Annotated in this window: 14 protein-coding genes; 7 read left to right on the forward strand and 7 right to left on the reverse strand. The window is 65.4% G+C overall.

What is annotated here, in order from left to right:
• Positions 1-68: 68 nt before the first annotated feature.
• Positions 69-2,879: a TonB-dependent receptor plug domain-containing protein gene (locus ACTJI2_RS13385; protein WP_440842531.1), complete on the reverse strand. Its 2,811-nt coding sequence runs from the start codon at positions 2,877-2,879 to the stop codon at positions 69-71.
• A gap of 232 nt (positions 2,880-3,111) precedes the next feature.
• Positions 3,112-5,949, reverse strand: a complete 2,838-nt coding sequence (locus ACTJI2_RS13390; RefSeq protein ID WP_318288827.1) for a TonB-dependent receptor plug domain-containing protein — start codon at positions 5,947-5,949, stop codon at positions 3,112-3,114.
• Between the two features lie 449 nt (positions 5,950-6,398).
• Between ACTJI2_RS13390 and apbC the strand changes: the two genes are divergently transcribed.
• From apbC to ACTJI2_RS13405, 3 genes are all read left to right on the forward strand, one after another.
• Complete coding sequence (apbC, locus tag ACTJI2_RS13395) at positions 6,399-7,247, forward strand: iron-sulfur cluster carrier protein ApbC (RefSeq protein WP_183642447.1); 849 nt, start codon at positions 6,399-6,401, stop codon at positions 7,245-7,247.
• A gap of 91 nt (positions 7,248-7,338) precedes the next feature.
• Positions 7,339-7,905 (forward strand): dCTP deaminase, encoded by a 567-nt coding sequence (dcd, locus tag ACTJI2_RS13400; RefSeq protein ID WP_141453330.1) that lies wholly within the window; start codon positions 7,339-7,341, stop codon positions 7,903-7,905.
• 15 nt (positions 7,906-7,920) lie between these two features.
• Complete coding sequence (locus ACTJI2_RS13405; protein ID WP_440842417.1) at positions 7,921-8,469, forward strand: RDD family protein; 549 nt, start codon at positions 7,921-7,923, stop codon at positions 8,467-8,469.
• A gap of 10 nt (positions 8,470-8,479) precedes the next feature.
• Here ACTJI2_RS13405 and ACTJI2_RS13410 read toward each other — a convergent pair whose 3' ends face one another.
• Together ACTJI2_RS13410 and ACTJI2_RS13415 are read right to left on the reverse strand one after the other, a co-directional pair.
• Positions 8,480-8,890: an HIT family protein gene (locus ACTJI2_RS13410; RefSeq protein WP_440842419.1), complete on the reverse strand. Its 411-nt coding sequence runs from the start codon at positions 8,888-8,890 to the stop codon at positions 8,480-8,482.
• Positions 8,887-9,564 (reverse strand): dienelactone hydrolase family protein, encoded by a 678-nt coding sequence (locus tag ACTJI2_RS13415; protein WP_440842420.1) that lies wholly within the window; start codon positions 9,562-9,564, stop codon positions 8,887-8,889. Before ACTJI2_RS13415 ends, ACTJI2_RS13410 begins: the two co-directional genes overlap by 4 nt.
• A 162-nt stretch (positions 9,565-9,726) precedes the next feature.
• On the opposite strand from ACTJI2_RS13415, the gene rimO reads away from it, so the two are divergent.
• Together rimO and ACTJI2_RS13425 are read left to right on the forward strand one after the other, a co-directional pair.
• Complete coding sequence (gene rimO, locus ACTJI2_RS13420) at positions 9,727-11,088, forward strand: 30S ribosomal protein S12 methylthiotransferase RimO (RefSeq protein ID WP_183642436.1); 1,362 nt, start codon at positions 9,727-9,729, stop codon at positions 11,086-11,088.
• The gene (locus ACTJI2_RS13425; RefSeq protein WP_440842421.1) at positions 11,085-11,915 is read left to right on the forward strand and encodes a DUF3025 domain-containing protein; all 831 of its coding nucleotides are present in this window, start codon (positions 11,085-11,087) and stop codon (positions 11,913-11,915) included. The genes rimO and ACTJI2_RS13425 overlap by 4 nt, the downstream gene beginning before the upstream one ends.
• Here ACTJI2_RS13425 and greB read toward each other — a convergent pair whose 3' ends face one another.
• The 3 genes from greB to ACTJI2_RS13440 all read right to left on the reverse strand — a co-directional run bounded on the left by greB (position 11,916) and on the right by ACTJI2_RS13440 (position 14,496).
• Positions 11,916-12,419 (reverse strand): transcription elongation factor GreB, encoded by a 504-nt coding sequence (gene greB, locus ACTJI2_RS13430; protein ID WP_440842422.1) that lies wholly within the window; start codon positions 12,417-12,419, stop codon positions 11,916-11,918.
• A 64-nt stretch (positions 12,420-12,483) separates the two neighbouring features.
• Complete coding sequence (locus ACTJI2_RS13435) at positions 12,484-12,975, reverse strand: GNAT family N-acetyltransferase (RefSeq protein ID WP_440842423.1); 492 nt, start codon at positions 12,973-12,975, stop codon at positions 12,484-12,486.
• Positions 12,976-12,993: 18 nt separating this feature from the next.
• Positions 12,994-14,496: a helicase HerA-like domain-containing protein gene (locus ACTJI2_RS13440; protein WP_440842424.1), complete on the reverse strand. Its 1,503-nt coding sequence runs from the start codon at positions 14,494-14,496 to the stop codon at positions 12,994-12,996.
• Positions 14,497-14,629: 133 nt separating this feature from the next.
• Here ACTJI2_RS13440 and ACTJI2_RS13445 point away from each other — a divergent pair, with 133 nt between their 5' ends.
• Positions 14,630-16,201, forward strand: a complete 1,572-nt coding sequence (locus ACTJI2_RS13445) for a transglycosylase SLT domain-containing protein (RefSeq protein ID WP_440842532.1) — start codon at positions 14,630-14,632, stop codon at positions 16,199-16,201.
• A 47-nt stretch (positions 16,202-16,248) separates the two neighbouring features.
• Complete coding sequence (locus tag ACTJI2_RS13450) at positions 16,249-16,878, forward strand: lysoplasmalogenase (protein ID WP_440842425.1); 630 nt, start codon at positions 16,249-16,251, stop codon at positions 16,876-16,878.
• Position 16,879: the final 1 nt, after the last annotated feature.

Below are 16,879 nucleotides of genomic sequence, written 5' to 3' on the forward strand. Positions count from 1 at the left end.
TAAGCAGTCGCCAAAAAGAAAGCCCGGCTTGCGCCGGGCTTTCGATATTGCGTGGACTACGGGTCCGATCAATTGAACTTGTAGTCGAACTGCAGGAACACCTCGCGACCAATCGGGCTGTACGCGCGCCAGAAGTAGGGGTACGTGTTGAAGGTGTCGTCGCGCGGATGCAGCTTGTCGAACACGTTGTTGACGTACACACCCACCGTTGCCTTGTCCGTGATCTTCTTCGCGACGTTGAGGTTCCACAGGATGTAGGGCGCGATGCGTCCGGTTTCGGCCCAGTTCGGCAATGAACCCCAACGGGTGTAGTAGGCCGCGGCGCGCCAGTCGTTCTTCTCCCAGCTGACCGTACCGTTGATGCGGCTGCGGAAATTGAAGTACTGGGGATGGTCGCGGACATTGATCATGTCGCCACCTTCGAACTCCTGGAAGTCGAGCTTCAGCACATGCGTCCAGTTCAGCTGGAAGCCGAACGAACCCCAGCGATCCGTGTCCAGATCGTAACGCCATGCCGCATCGATGCCGCTGGTCTTGTTGAGCGATTGGTTGATGGGGAACGAACGGAACTGTTCGACCTGCTCGTCAGCCAATCCGCCGGAACCGGCACGCTCGACCAGAGCGGTGTAGAACTGGCAGGTGCTGGAGTTGGGGTCCACCGGCTGCCCGTCGCGCGTCTGCCCCAGCAGGCAGTCGGCTTCGTTGCGGAACAGCAGGCCGGAGATGTCGCCCACCGCGTCCTTCAGCTCGATGTTGTAGTAATCCACGGAGAACGACATCTGCTCGGTGACGTCCCAGACAAAACCGACGGTGGTCGATTTGCCGGTTTCGGCCTCCAGGTTCGGATCGCCACGGCGAGTGCCGAACACCTGGTAGTTGTAGTCCGCGCCTGCGCAGGGGTTGGGACTCACGCGCGGATCGAAACCATCGCGACGGCACTTGTACTCGTCGAAGATCTGGGTGAAGAATCCGGATTCCTCGGCGAAGATGTAGTGCATGTCCGGAGCGCGGAAGCTGGTGGCATGGCTGGCACGCAGCAGCAGGCTTTCCATCGGCCGCCATTCGAGGCCGACCTGCCAAGTGCTGGCGCCATCGATCTCGCTGATGTCATCGAACTTGTCGTAACGGCCCGCCAGGTTGGCCTTGAAGTTGCTGGTGATGGGCACGCTGAACTCGACGCCGAGCGCGTAGCGCGTGCGATCGCCCTGCCCGCCGGAACTGGTCAGATTGTAGATCGGCTCCGGGCCGGTATATGTGGGCGAGGTACGCGCATCGGGCTTGACTTCGTACTTCTGCTTGGCGCCTTCCAGGACCGCCGCCATGCCGACCGCGCCGGCCGGCAACTCGAACAGGTCGCCCGAAAGTACGAAGTTCGCCTGGGTAACGCTGGATTCCGCGCGATCCCGGACCATGGTGTTCAGCGAAGCGAAGGTCGCCGGATCGATTGGATTGAAGAAACGGTCGAGATTGAGCTCGAAGGAATCGTAGGCGCCAAAATAAGGATCCGGGCCCAGGGATTCGCCGAGGAAGTAATCGTTCAGCGGATTGGCGAGGAAGCGCGGCTGGGACGTATTGAGCTTGTACTCGGAGCGCGAGAGCGTGGCATCCCAGTCGAAACGGCCATTGGCGAAACTGCCCCGCAGGCCGGCCGCGAAGTCGAGTGACTTCTCCTCGCTGGTGGTCACGAGGTTGCCGCCCGTTTCCGAGGGAGTGAAGATGCGCTGGGGCTGCACGAAGGCGCCGAAGGGAATCGCCTCGGAGGTCACGTTGGGCGCGAAGATGTAATCCGGCGTGGTCCAGAACTGGGTGCCGGAGGTGAACTGCGCCTTGGCCCGCGTGTAGTTGAACTGCGCCCAGCCCTGCATGCCGCCGTCGAAGTCCCAGGTCCCGTACAGATAGGCGGACTGGTTGCTGTCGGAGTTGCGGATGGACTGGGTGGCCGGGTAACCGGGGTAACCGCAGCGCGGGCCCGTGTAGACCGACGAGGTCTCGAAGAAGTAGACCTCGAAATCCTTGAAGCGGTCGCAGGTGGCCTGCGCGCCATCCGGGAAAATGCGCGAGCTGTTGAAGCCGTCGAACAGCAACAGGCCTTCGGTGGGATTGATATCGTCACGCGAGCGGCCAGGCTCGTCGTAGAAGGAATCCATGAAGCTGCGCTGGGAGGCGAAGATCTCTTCGCGTTCGAGTGCCTCGAAGGCGTAGGTGAGGCTCCAGTTGTCGCCGGTCTTGCCGCCAACCCATTGGAGCCGACCGGTATCGCCGCCACCGCGGGTGGTGGCGCCGGCACGCACCGAGAGCTGATCACCCTCGAAGTTGGTCTTCATGATGATGTTGACGACGCCGGCGACCGCATCTGAACCGTAGATCGCCGATGCGCCGCCCGTCAGCACCTCGATGCGCTCGATGGCCGCTGCCGGGATGTTGGCCAGATTCACGGCATTGGACTGGCTGTTGTACGGCAGCGGATAGTCGGCGGCGCGCCGGCCGTTGATCAGGATCAGCTGATAGCCGGGACCCAGGCCACGCAGATTGAGGAAGCTGGCATTCGGGGTGAAACCGTTCTGGACCAGTTCGTTCTGCACGCTGCCGGTGAACTGGGTCAGCGTATTGAGCGCGTCGTAAACAGTGGAAAAACCTTCCTTCTCGATGTCCGCGGCAGTCACCACGACGACAGGAGCGGGACCTTCGACATCCACGCGCTTGATGCGCGATCCAGTCACGGTGACCTTGTCCAGCGTCTGCGTGCCCTCCGCCGGAGGCGAGGAGGATTCCGGTTGCTGTGTCTCCTGGCCGTAAGCCAGGACAGGTGTCAGGAGGACCGCGAACATCGCGGTCGCGAGCCGATTGCGCTGGAACGAGCGCGCATTGCCATTACGCATAAACACCACCCCCAATTCTGGTCGAAATGTGACGACTGGCCAGTCCCTGGCACCCCCGAATCCTCCGTTAAATCGACGTTAACACGACGAAATTCACATTTCTACAATCTCAAGGGATTGATTCTTAAAGAGTAATTTTAATTATCCCAGCCGGGATGAGCCTTGAATGGCCTGCGGTCAAAAACAAAAAAGCCCGGCGTGAGCCGGGCTTTTCCGTTGCGGTACCAGTCGATTAGTTGAACTTGTAGTCGAACTGGACGAACACCTCGCGACCGACCGGGCTGAACGCGCGCCAGAAGTAGGGATACGAGTTGAACGTGTCGTCACGCGGATGCAGCTTGTTGAACACGTTGTTGACGTAGACACCGATGGTGGCCTTGTCCGTGATCTTCTTGCGCAGGCTGGCGTTCCACATGATGTACGGCGCGATGCGCGAGGTCTCGGCCCAGTTTGGCAGCGAACCCCAGCGATAGCCGTATACCGTGGCGTTCCAGTCGTTCTTGGTCCAACCCATCTGCCAGTTCAGGCGGCTGCGGAAGTTGAAGAACTGCGGATGATCGCGACGATCTTCCATCCGCTCGCCGGGGAACTGTTGCGCTTCCAGCTTCAGCACGTGGGTCCAGGACAGCTCGGCATTGAAATCGCCGAAACGATCGGTATCGATGTTGTAGGTGGCACGGGCATCGATACCGGAGGTCCTGGTGAGCACCTGGTTCTGCGGATAGGTGTGGAACTCGAGCACTTCACCGGTGGTCGGGTCGCGGACCACGCGGCTGGTGAAGTCCGCGCAACGCGGCGAGTTCTGATCCACCGCGCTGCCATCTCGATTGGTGCCCAGAAGGCAGGCGGCTTCCTCGCGGAACAGCAGGCCGGTCAGATCGCTGATCGCGCCTTCCAGCTCGATGTTGTAGTAATCGACCGACAGCGACAGGTTGTCACGTGCATCCCACACCACGCCCGCGGTGTAGGACTTGCCTTCCTCCGCGTCCAGGCGCGGGTCGCCCTTGCGGGTGCCGAACACCTGGTAGTTGTAGTCGGTGCCGCCGCCGCACTCCGTGGTCACGGTCGGGTTCAGGCCAGCCTCGCGGCAGGCATACTCGTCCATGATGTACAGATAGAAGCCCGACTCACCCGCGTAGATGTAGTGCATGTCCGGGGCCTTGAAGCTGGTGGCGTAGGAGCCGCGCAGCAGCAGGCTGTCGATCGGACGCCATTCCAGGCCGGTGGACCAGGTGAACGCACCATTGATGTCACTGGCGTCGTTGAACTTGTCGTAGCGGCCGGCCAGGCTGGCCTTCAGGGTTTCGAAGATCGGAATGCTGAACTCCAGGCCGAACGAATAGCGATCACGCTTGCCACCGCCTGCAGTGGCGGTCAGGCCCATCGGCGCGTCGTTGCCCGTGTAGTTGAGCAGCAGGCGATCATCGGGACTGACGTCGTACTTCTGGGTAGCACCTTCCAGCACCGCGGCCATGGCCAGCGGACCGGCGGGCAGTTCGAACAGGTCGCCGCTGATCACGAAGGAGCCCTGGGTGACTTGCGAATCGGCTTCGTTCTTGTAGCGCGACGTCATCTCCGCGACTTGGCCCGGGCTGAGCGGGTTCATCAGGCGGCCGACGTTGAGCGCGTAGATCGGCAGGCCGGTTGCGGCATGCGTGCCCAGGTTCGGTCCGAAGAAGTAGTCGCGCACTTTGCCGGCGACGAGATAGGAGAATTCCTCCTTCATATCGTAACGGGCATGCGAGATGGTGGCATCCCAGTCGAACTTGTTGTCGAAGAGGGTGCCGCGCAGACCGGCCGCGATGTCGATGGAGGTTTCCTTGAACGTGCTGGGCTGGCCACCGCCGGAACCGATTTCGCTCGGGGTGATGAAACGCAGCACGTTGCCGAGCACGGCGTTGTAGTTCGGATCGTAGAAGTTGCCGACGCCGAGCCCGCCGCCGCTCTGAACGAAGCGGGACGAACTCGCTACCTTCGCTTCCGAGGAGACGATGTTCAACTGCGCCCAGGCCTGGGTATTGCCGTCGAAATCGTAGGTGCCATAGAGGTACGCGGACAGGTTCTTGTCCGAGTTGCGGATGGACTGGCCGGCCGGCCAGCCGAAGTAGCCGCAGCGATCGGGCGCAGCGAGCGCGGGATTGGACTTGAAGGCTTCAAACTCGCTGAAGCGATCGCAGACGGCCTGGGCGCCGCCCGGGTACTCGCGCACCGCGCTGCCCGGACCGGTGGTCGGGTTGCCATTGGCGTCGCGACGTACGGTGAAACGCACACCTTCATAGGCGGTGGTCGCATTGGCCGGATCCGACAGGCTGGGGTCGTCGCGGAACGAGTCCATGAATTCACGCTGGAAGCCGTAGATGGCTTCGCGCTCCAGATACTCGGTGGCGTAGGTCAAGCTCCACTTGTCGCCGGTCTTGCCACCGACCCACTGGAAACGACCGGTGTCGCCGCCGCCACGGGTCGTGGTGCCTGCGCGCACGGTTACCAGGTCGCCTTCGTAATTCGTCTTCAGGATCACATTGACCACGCCGGCCACCGCGTCCGAACCGTAGATCGCGGAAGCACCACCCGACAGGACTTCGATACGGTCGATCGCCGCCGACGGGATGGCGGCCAGGTTCACCGCGTTCGACTGGCTGTTGTACGGCATGGGATAGTCGGAGGTGCGACGGCCGTTGATCAGGACCAACTGGTAGCCAGGGCCGAGGCCGCGCAGGTTCAGGAAGCTGCCATTCGGGGTGAAGCCGTCCTGGTTCAATTCGTTCTGCACGGAGCCGGTGAATTGGCTCAACGTGTTGAGCGCGTCATAGACGGTCGAGAAACCTTCCTTCTCGATGTCGGCCGCGGTGATCACGGTCACCGGCGACGGACCTTCCACGTCCACGCGCGAGATGCGTGAGCCAGTGACGACGACCTTGTCCAGATTCTGGGCCTTGGCGGGAGCCGAGGCTTGTTCCTGTTCTTGCTGGGTTTCCTGGGCGGCTGCGGCGGTGGCGGGCAGCACGAACGCCGCGAAAAGGGCGGCGCACAGGCGGTTGCGCTTCAATGCGCGCGTATTGCGAACTGGCATGTAGTGAATCCCCTTGAGATATAGATGCGGGCCCCATGGCCATTCCATTGGCCTGCCGCATCAAAGTGAAATCCTTGTTACGAAACTAACATGACATTAACGAATGGTGTGATTCGCGTCTCAGTGAAATCAAAATTCTTTTTATTTTGTGATGTTTGTCGCAAAACTCTTGGCGGATTTGTAGCGTTGCACAATGTCACTTTTGGGTAATTTGTTTTAAATCAATATGTTACGGAAATCCCGCCAAGACCCTTTTGATCCGGTCGAAGGCCGTGCTGAGGCACCGTTAACTGGGCAGGTGGAGCCGCCGTCGCAGGCGCCAGAGCGGGCAGCCGGACCTTTCCCCCCGATCACCTAAACTGTGCGCCGCACCTTCCTTGTTGCCCGGCGCCCCGCCCAGGCGGCCAGCGCCCTTCCGGGCGACGGGCATCGCTCATCCAACGCAGAACATGACCCCCCAAACCGTCGTCCCCCATGCCGTCCAGGGCACCCTGAGCCCTTCCCCCCGCGTCAAGAACGTCATCGCCGTCGGTTCCGGCAAGGGCGGGGTGGGCAAGTCCACCACCGCGGTCAACCTGGCGTTGGCGCTTCATGCCGACGGAGCCCGGGTGGGGCTGCTGGACGCCGACGTCTACGGCCCCAGCATCCCGGCCATGCTCGGTTTGTCGGGGCGGCCCGACAGCCCGGACAACAAGTCCATCGAGCCGATGCGGGCGTTCGGCGTGGAGGCGATGTCGATTGGCCTGCTCGTGGATCAGGACACGCCGATGATCTGGCGCGGCCCGATGGCGACTTCGGCGCTGATGCAGTTGTTCACCGACACCCTGTGGGGTGATCTGGACTACCTGCTGATCGATCTGCCGCCGGGTACGGGCGACATCCAGTTGACCCTGGCCCAGAAGATTCCGGTGGCGGGCGCGGTGGTGGTCACCACCCCGCAGGACATCGCCACCCTGGATGCGCGCAAGGCACTGAAGATGTTTGAAAAGGTCGAGGTCGCGGTGCTGGGCATCGTCGAGAACATGGCGGTGCATACCTGTTCCAGTTGCGGACACGTCGAGCACCTGTTCGGCGAGGGGGGCGGCCAGCGGATGGCGGCGCAGTACGGCGTGCCGCTGCTGGGATCGTTGCCGCTGGACATCGCGATCCGGGAGCAGGGCGATGCCGGGCGGCCGGTGGTCGTGGCCGCGCCGGATTCGGCCGCCGCGCAGGCCTACCGGCAGGCGGCGCGAGCGCTGGTGGCGCAACTGGAATCCCGGCCACGGGCCAAGCCTTCGATTCTTTCCTCGCTGGTCTGACCCGGCCTCGTCCCGGCCCGCTCGGGCGAGGGGCCGGGCTGCCCTACAATGGCGGCCCCGTCCGCACCCGTCTCCGCAACAGGAACCCTGCATGAGCATCAAGAGTGACCGTTGGATCCGCCGCATGTCCGAGCAGCACGGCATGATCGAGCCGTACGAGCCGGGACAGGTGAAGCAGGTCAACGGCGAGCGCATCGTCAGCTACGGCACCTCCAGCTACGGCTACGACGTGCGCTGCTCGCGCGAGTTCAAGGTGTTCACCAACATCAACTCGACGATCGTCGATCCGAAGCACTTCGATCCCGGCAGCTTCGTCGACATCGAATCCGACGTCTGCATCATCCCGCCGAATTCGTTCGCGCTGGCCCGCACGGTCGAGTACTTCCGCATCCCGCGCGACACCCTGGTGGTGTGCCTGGGCAAGAGCACGTACGCGCGCTGCGGAATCATCGTCAACGTGACCCCGCTGGAACCGGAGTGGGAAGGGCACGTCACCCTGGAGTTCAGCAACACCACGCCGCTGCCGGCGCGCATCTACGCCAACGAGGGCGTGGCGCAGATGCTGTTCTTCCAGTCCGACGAAGTCTGCGAAACCTCGTACAAGGATCGCGGCGGCAAGTACCAGGGCCAGACCGGCGTGACGCTGCCGCGGACCTGAACGTGGCGCAGGTACATGGACGCCAATCCGTATACGCCACCCGTCACGGCACTCGTCGAGAATGACAAGGGCCACGAAGTGGTCCTGGCCGCGCGTTGGCGACGATTGGTGGCTTGCATTATCGATACATTGCTGCAGGCGGCGTTGTGGATCGGGGCGGGTCATGGCCTGCAATCGCTGACAGGCTGGCAATTGAGCGCGGAACAGCCTGCGCGTGTCCCGACGACAACGCTGGAGTATTGGCTGGAGCCTTTCATCACCGCCGGCCACCCGCTCGACTACCTGCTTGGTTTCGCGGCGTTCCTGGTGTTGCAGGGGGGGTTGCTGGCCAGGAGGCAGCAGACCATCGGCAAGCTGATGCTGGGTGTGCGCATCACCGATGCATCGGGCCAGCCCGCCGGCCTGCGGCGCATCCTGCTGGCGCGTGAGCTGCCATGGTGGCTGTTGGCGTTGGTGCCATTTGGCACACTCCTTGTCGCGCTAGAGCCCCTCTTCATCTTCCGCCGCGACCGGCGTTGCCTGCACGATCTGTTGGCCGGAACACGCGTGGTTGCCGCGCGCTGAACACGGGCCGCTACGCGATCAGAAGCCGACGCCAGCGCGCCACCTCGGTCGCCAGTTCGGCTTCGGAAAAACGCTCGGCTTGGCCATGTCCCCACACGGGGCCCGGCCAGGCCGGATCGCCTTCGTGGCGTCCCACCAGGTGGATGTGCAACTGGCGCACGATGTTGCCGAGCGCGCCGATATTGAGCTTCTGCACCCCTGGAACCGCACGGATCAATCCGCCCGCCTGGTTGATCTCCGCGAGCAGCAGGCGTTGCTGGCCGCCATCCAGATCCAGCCATTCGCTCACGTTGTCCACCCGCGGCACCAGGACCAGCCAGGAATAACGACGATCGTTCATCAGTCGCACCTGCGACAGCGGGCCATCGGCGATGAACAGGCTGTCGCGGGCCAGGCGGGAATCCGGTTCGAAGCCGCTCACCCGATCTGCTCCGCGAGGAATGCCAGGCTGCGCGAAAGTGCCAGGTCCGCGCTTGGCGCGTCGTGGATGTCGGGACTGGCGTCGCGGTTGAAGGCATGGCCGGCTGGATAGGTGAAAACGGGCAGGCCGGGCAAGCGGTCGCGATGAAGTTGCACGGCTTCCGGTGGAATCGACGCGTCCTGTTCGCCGAAATGGAACATCACCGGCGCAGGCAACGCCGAACCGGATGGCATTTCCTCCAGGAACAGGCGGTTGCGGGAGCCGTAATAGCTCACGCCCGGCAGGCCCAGCCGAAGCGCGGACAGGAAGGCGACCGTGCCGCCCCAGCAGTAGCCGACGGTGCCGACTTTTCCAGCCCAGGCCAGCGCGGCGGCGGCGGCGGATACCACGTCGAGCGCGGCGTCGAATCCCAGCTTGCCGATGAGCTCGCGGCCGCGATCGTGGGCGGACGGGTCGTAGGGCAGTTCGACACCCGGCTCGACCAGATCGAAGAACGCCGGCGCCAGGGTCGCGTAGCCGGCCTCGGCGTAGCGTTCGGCGACGCTGCGGATGTGCGCGTTGGCGCCGAAGATTTCCTGGATGATCACCAGGCCGCCACGGGGCGCACCCGCCGGTTTGGCCTGCCAGGCCGCCACCGGGCCGCGCGCGGTTTCGAGGGTGATCCATTCGCCCATGGGGGAGAGTCCTGCGTTGCCAGCGAGGCGCGCATTGTCGCCCATCCGTCCGGACCGGCGGGTGACGGTCGCCGGATTCAGGCACCGGGAAGGGGCGGCCGGGGCGAGGCGCTATAATCCGCGCCCCGTCGGCGTGCCGCCGTTTTCTCCGTTTCCGTCTCCATGTCCCTGCAGAACCCCAAGGTGGGCTTCGTCAGCCTCGGCTGTCCGAAAGCCCTGGTCGACTCCGAACGCATCCTCACCCAGTTGCGCGTGGAGGGTTACGACATCGTGCCCACCTACCAGGCGGCCGACGTGGTGGTGGTCAACACCTGCGGCTTCATCGACGCGGCGGTGACCGAATCGCTGGACGCGATCGGCGAGGCGCTGGCGGAAAACGGCAAGGTCATCGTCACCGGTTGCCTGGGCAAGCGCCCGGAGCAGATCCGCGAGGCGCACCCCGACGTGCTGGCGATCAGCGGCCCGCAGGACTACCAGAGCGTGATGGAGGCGGTGCACGCGGCGCTGCCGCCCAGGCACGACCCGTTCCTGGACCTGGTGCCGGACTACGGCCTGAAGCTGACCCCGCGCCACTACGCCTATCTGAAGATTTCCGAGGGCTGCAATCACCGCTGCAGCTTCTGCATCATCCCGTCGATGCGTGGCGACCTGGTCTCGCGGCCGGTCGACGAGGTGCTGCGCGAGGCCGAACGCCTGGTTCGCGGCGGGGTGAAGGAACTGCTGGTGGTGTCGCAGGACACCTCCGCCTACGGTGTCGATCTGAAGTACGCCGAGCGCGAATGGGGCGGCAAGACCTACGCCACCCGCATGAAGGCGTTGTGCGAAGGACTGTCGGAACTCGGTGCGTGGACGCGCCTGCATTACGTCTATCCGTATCCGCATGTCGACGACGTCATCCCGCTGATGGCCGAGGGCAAGGTGCTGCCGTACCTGGACATTCCGTTCCAGCACGCCAGTCCACGCATCCTCAAGCTGATGAAGCGCCCGGGTGCGGTCGACAAGACCCTGGAACGCGTGCAGCGCTGGCGGGCGATGTGTCCGGAGCTGACCCTGCGCTCGACCTTCATCGTCGGCTTCCCCGGCGAGACCGAGGCCGAATTCGAGGCGCTGCTGGATTTCCTCGACGAGGCGCAACTGGATCGGGTGGGCGCGTTCGCCTATTCGCCGGTGGAAGGCGCGGCCGCCAACGCGTTGCCTGATCCGGTGCCGGAGGAAGTGAAGCAGGAGCGCCTGGCCCGCTTCATGGAACGGCAGGCGGCGATTTCCGCCGCGCGCCTGGAAGCCAAGATCGGCAGCGTGCAGCGTTGCCTGGTGGACCTGCTGGAAGACGGCATCGCGGTGGCGCGTTCCTCGGCGGACGCGCCGGAGATCGACGGCCTGGTGCACATCCAGAACGGCGAGGAGTTCGGGCTCAAGCCGGGCCAGTTCGTCGACGTGGAAATCACCGACAGCGACGAGCACGATCTGTTCGGCGATGCGATCGCCCAGCCGGCCGCCGGACCGATCGACCTCAAGGTGCTGTGAACGCAGCGGCGCCTGCCGCGGTTGCGGAGCGTCGCCGCTTCGTGGCCCCGGCGCGTGGCGACGTGCTGGCCGCCACCTTCACGCATCCGCTGTTCGATGATCTGGCGGCTTGTCGCGATCTGCTGCTTGCGGCCGAGTGGCCCGGCATCGACCTGCTCAACACGCGGTTGCCGCTGCCCGGACGGCATTTCATCGCCCAGGACGAGGCGCTGCTGGCCGATGGCCTGCATTACGAGGTGCGCGTCGCACAGGGACGCATCGCCACGCGTCCGGGCAATTGGCACGATCTGTTCAATGCCCTGGTCTGGGCGCGTCATCCCGCGCTCAAGGCAGCGCTCAATGCGCGCCAGTGCCTGCATGTCGCGGACCGCGACGACGGCCAGCGCAACCGCGCGCAGCAGGCGCTGACCCAGTTCGATGAAAGCGGCGTGATCGTGCGGGTGCGCGAGGCATCGCTGCTCGATGCCTGGGATCGCCACGATTGGTCCGGGTTGTTCCGGGGGCATGCCGACAGCTGGCGCCGGGGCGACATCGCCGTCATCGCGGTGATCGGGCATGCCTTGCTGGAACAGGCGCTGCTGCCGGGACGTCGACTGGTCGGCAAGTGCGTGGTGGTGGCGCGGGACGCGGCGGTGGAAACGGACGTGGCGCGTGTCGTGGCGGCGATCCGGAACGGCGAAGTCCTGGAAGATCCGAGGGAACTGCGGCCATTGCCGCTGGCCGGCATCCCCGGCTGGCATCCGCAACAGGATGCCGGTTTCTACGCAGACGCAGACTATTTTCGTCCGTTGCGCGAAGGTCGCGCTTATCCGCCGCCGCTGTTCTGATCAGGCGCCATAACTGACGTCCACCACCGCGAATCGGGCCGGACCGCCGGGCAGCTCCACCGGGAATTCGTCGTCAATGCGCTTCTTCAGCATCGCCCGCGCCAGCGGCGAGTCGATGCTGATCCAGCCGCGCGGCGCGTCGGTTTCGTCGGGACCGACGATGCGGTAGCGCGAGGTCTCTCCGCTGGCGACGTTCTCCACCTCCACCCAGGCGCCGAAGAACACCGCTTCCGGATCCGAGGGCGCGCCCTCGACCACCCGCAGGGCTTCCAGCCGCTTGCTGAGATAGCGCACCCGGCGATCGATCTCGCCCAGTTGTTTCTTGCGGTAGGTGTACTCGGCGTTCTCCGAGCGATCGCCTTCGGCGGCGGCGGCGGCCAGCGCCTTGACCACTTCCGGACGCCGGGCGCGCCACAGATCGTCCAGTTCCGCCTTCAGCCGATCGTGGCCTTCGCGGGTGATCAGGGCGGTGCTCTTTTCGGCAGGGGGACGCCAGCGGGACATGCGGGTGGGAAAGCCTTGCGGAGGAACGTGGAGAACAGGGTAGATCAGGGCGGGGACGGCGGAATCAAGCGCGGGCCACGTTCTTCTCGTAGCGCCACACCTCCAGATCGAAGGCGCCGTCCGGCGTGTCCAGGCGGTTGATCATGTTGCCCACCCGCGCCCAGCCCTGGCGGGCGTAGAAGCGCGCCGCGCGCTCGTTGCCGATGGCGCAGGCCAGCCATGCCCGCGTGACCCCGGTGTCGGCGAGGCGGATTTCCGCGTCCGCCAGCAACAGGGCCGCGGCGCCCGTGCCGCGCGCGGCGGCGCCTACGTACAATTGGTACATCTCATCGCCCTGGATCATGGCGAAGCCCAGCGGCTGGCCGATCGCGCCGAGCGTGCGCACCGCCGGCAATCCGTCCGCGAGGCGCCGGGCGAAGCTCGCAAGGGTGCGATGGCGGGCCAGCTCCAGCGGCAGGATCGCGGCGTGCGCGTCCTGCCAGCCGTCATGCCACAGGCGCGCCAGCGCGTCGATCTCGGTGGCGTCGGCCCGCCTCGCCTGCATGGCCAAGGACATGTCGTCGCGGCGTCGTGATCAGCGACGGCCGCCGAAGATGCTGCCCAGGATGCCGCGCACGATCTGGTTGCCCAGCTTGGTCCCGATGGTGCGGGTGGTCTGCTTGGCCATGGTCTCGATCATGCCCTGGCGACGCTTGGTGCCGAACACCGCGTCCTTGACCGCCTGGCCGAAACCGCCGGCATCGGGGTCGTCCTTCTCGGCCTTGGCGGCCGGTGCATTCGCGGTCTGCATGGCCGCGTCGGCGCGCTTGGCCAGCATCTCAGACGCGGACTCGCGATCGATGTGATTGTCGTACTTGGCGCCGACCGGGCTGCCGGCGCGTACCTGCGCCCGCTCGCTTTCGTTGATGGCGCCCATCCGGCAGCGCGGGGGCGAGATCAGGGTCTGCTGCACGGGCGAGGGCACGCCCTTGTCCTGCAGGGTCGAGACCAAGGCTTCGCCGGTCCCCAGGCGCGATATCGCCTCGGCCACGTCCAGCTTGGGATTGGGCACGAAGGTCTGCGCCGCGGTCTTCACCGCCTTCTGGTCGCGCGGGGTGAACGCGCGCAGCGCGTGCTGCACGCGGTTGCCGAGCTGGCCGAGGATGTTGTCCGGCACGTCGTCGGGGAACTGCGAGCAGAAATACACGCCGACGCCCTTGGAGCGGATCAGGCGCACGACCTGCTCGATGCGCTGCTTCAGCGCGGGCGGGGCGTCGTCGAACAGCAGGTGCGCCTCGTCGAACACGAACACCAGCTTGGGTTTGTCCAGATCACCGACTTCGGGCAGGGTCTCGAACAGTTCCGACAACAGCCACAGCAGGAAGCTGGAATACAGGCGCGGCTTGAGGATCAGCTGGTCCGCGGCCAGGATGTTGACCACGCCGCGGCCATCGGTCTGGGTGCGCATCAGGTCAGCCAGTTCCAGCGCCGGCTCGCCGAAGAACATCTCGCCGCCTTCCTGCTCCAGCCGCAACAGGGCGCGCTGGATGGCGCCGATCGATTGCGCGCTGACCAGGCCGTAGCTGGTGGAGATGTCCTTGCGCTCGTCGGCGACCAGCCCGAGCAGGGCGCGCAGGTCTTCCAGGTCCAGCAGCAGCAGGCCGCGGTCGTCGGCCAGCTTGAACACGATGTCCAGCACGCCGGACTGGGTGTCGTTGAGCTCCAGGATGCGCGAGAGCAGGGTGGGGCCCATTTCGCTGACCGTGGTGCGCACCGGATGGCCGAGCTTTCCGTACAGATCCCAGAACACCACCGGGCTTGCGCCGGGGGCGTAGTCGGCGATGCCGATGTCGCGGGCGCGCTGGAGCACCTTCTCGTTGCCGTCGCCGGCCACCGCGAGCCCGGCGACATCGCCCTTCACGTCGGCCAGGAACACCGGCACGCCCAGCCGCGAGAAACCTTCGGCCAGGGTCATCAGGGTGACGGTCTTGCCGGTGCCGGTGGCCCCGGCCACCAGGCCGTGGCGGTTGCCGAACTTCGGCTGCAGGGTGACGGGGATGTCGTCGGTGGTGCCTTTGCCCAACAGGATCGGATCCATGAGTGCCTCGCGGTCTGGTCGGGTGATTCTAGCGATCCGGCATGTCTGCGGGCGTAATGTCGTGACGTATTCGGCTTGCCCCCGGATCCGGGCGCCGCTACCCTGCCGCGACCGTTTTCGATTGCGCGTGCTGATGTCCCTGCCGAAGTCCTTGCTGCGTCCCTGGCCCCTGCTGGCCGTTTTCCTGCCCCTCCTGGCGCTGGCCCCGGCCGCGCATGCCCAGCGGGTCTCGGCCAAGGACAAGGCCGCCATCGAAGTGCTGAACGCGCGCATGGCCGCGGCCGAGAAGCGCTACCGCGACGGGTTGGTGCTGGTGACCAACAACGACCCCAAGGGCACCGCCGAAACCGATGCCGCGCTGGAGGACATGGAGGACGTGCTGGATGCCTGCATCAAGCAGCGCGGCTGCCAGACCCACACCCTGCTGACCACCTACAAGCGCCTGCTCAAGGAGGCGTCCGACGGCGGTGGCGCGGAGGAAGAGGAAACCACCGTCGATCCGCTCGACGATGGCAGCGATCATTCCGCGGTGGCACAGGCCATCCCGGAAGCCCAGCGCGCCGCGTCGCTGCTGAACGACCAGCGCCACGCCTTCGACAAGATGGTCGAGTACAACCCGGCGGTGCAGGCGGGTATCCGGCGCTGGCTGACCGACATGCGCAGCGCGCTGATCACCAGCTACGAGAACTACCAGAACATGCGCGCGGAGATGTACCCGGACTGGGAGCGCAGCAAGCTGCCGGAAGCGCTGCTGTTCGGCATCATGGCCAAGGAATCCAACGGCCGCGTGCACGCGACTTCGCGCGCCGGCGCGGCCGGCCCGCTGCAGTTCATGTATGCGACCGGCAAGCGCTTCGGCCTGGGCCCGGACGGGACCGGCTTCGACACCCGCTACGACCCGGCGTTCGCCGGCGAGGCCAGCGCCGCCTACATGAACGAGCGCATGCGCGAACTCAACAACAACATCGAGTTCGCGCTGGCCGCCTACAACGGCGGCGAGGGCCGTGCCGGGCGCGTCTACCGGCAGTACCCGGGCCGCAGCTTCTGGGACGAGGTGGTCTACAGCCAGTTCCCCGGCGAGACCCGCGACTACGTGCCGATGGTGATCGCGGCGGCGTGGCTGTTCCTGCATCCCAAGCAGTACGGACTGGAATTCCCCAAGGTCGACGTGCATCCGGCCTCGCTGAGGCTGGCACGCGACAGCTCGATCTACGAACTGACCATCTGCCTGGGCAACGGCGGCACCCGCGAGGGCTTCATGCGCGCGCTGCGCAACCTCAACCCGCGCTACGAGGCCGAGGCATGGATTCCGGCCGGGACGATGCTCAAGGCCAATACCCGCATCGTCAGCCTGTACAACCGCCATTGTGTCAGCGGCCCGCGCGCCGACCTGGCCCGCACGCTGGTGCGCGCCGACGTCAACGCCGCCATCAAGCGCACCGCCCTGACCGGTACGGTCGCGGTCGGCGACGTGACCCCGGTGGCCGGCGTGCCGACCACGGTCGCTTCCGGCGAACCCAAGCCCGCCGAACCCAAGGCGAAGCAGGCGCGCGAGTACCGTATCGCCAAGGGCGATACGCTGGGCCGCATCTCGCAGCGCTACCAGTGCGACCTGAAGAAGCTGGCGCGCGCCAATGGCCTGAAGGGGCCTGCCTACAACGTGCGGCCGGGCCAGTCGATCCAATTGGAAAGCTGCAAAAAATGATCTGAAGAACCGGGGGCGGAGGAACGATGCAAAGGAATGCAATCTGGTTGTCCGTCGCTGCCGTCGCCGTCAGCGCGGCACTCGCCATCGTCGGCGCCGAGGCGGATGGTCTGCGCATCCTGCACTACCTGTTCAAACCGCTGACCACGCTGCTGGTCGCGGCCATGGTGTGGCGGACCGCCGCGAACGAACACGGTTATCGGCGCGCGGTGCTGGCGGGACTGCTGCTGTCGCTGCTGGGCGATGTGTTCCTGATGCTGCCGGGAGATTGGTTCGCCTTCGGACTGGGCAGTTTCCTGCTGGCGCACCTGTGCTACCTGCGGGCGTTCCGGTTGCGCGGCGAGTGGCTCCGTCCCATTTGGCCCGTGCTCGCGTATGGCGTGATCGCCACGGCTGTCCTGGCGTACTTGTGGCCGCATCTGCCGGCGGAACTGAAGACTCCCGTGGTCGTCTACGTGGTGGCGCTGGCGGGCATGGCGGCGCAAGCGGCCTGCGTCTGGCGGCAGCGTCCGGACGGGGCCGCGACCCTGGCCGCAGTGGGCGGCGCCTGCTTCGTGCTCTCCGACGCCTTGCTGGCGATCGACCGCTTCGCGATGGCAATTCCCCTGGCGAGCGTGTGGGTGCTGCTGAGCTATTGGGCGGCGCAGTGGTGTATCGCGAGATCGACGGCGTCGTAGG

The organism is Pseudoxanthomonas sp. 22568, from assembly GCF_052044485.1.
In the GTDB taxonomy this organism is placed as follows: domain Bacteria; phylum Pseudomonadota; class Gammaproteobacteria; order Xanthomonadales; family Xanthomonadaceae; genus Pseudoxanthomonas_A; species Pseudoxanthomonas_A beigongshangi.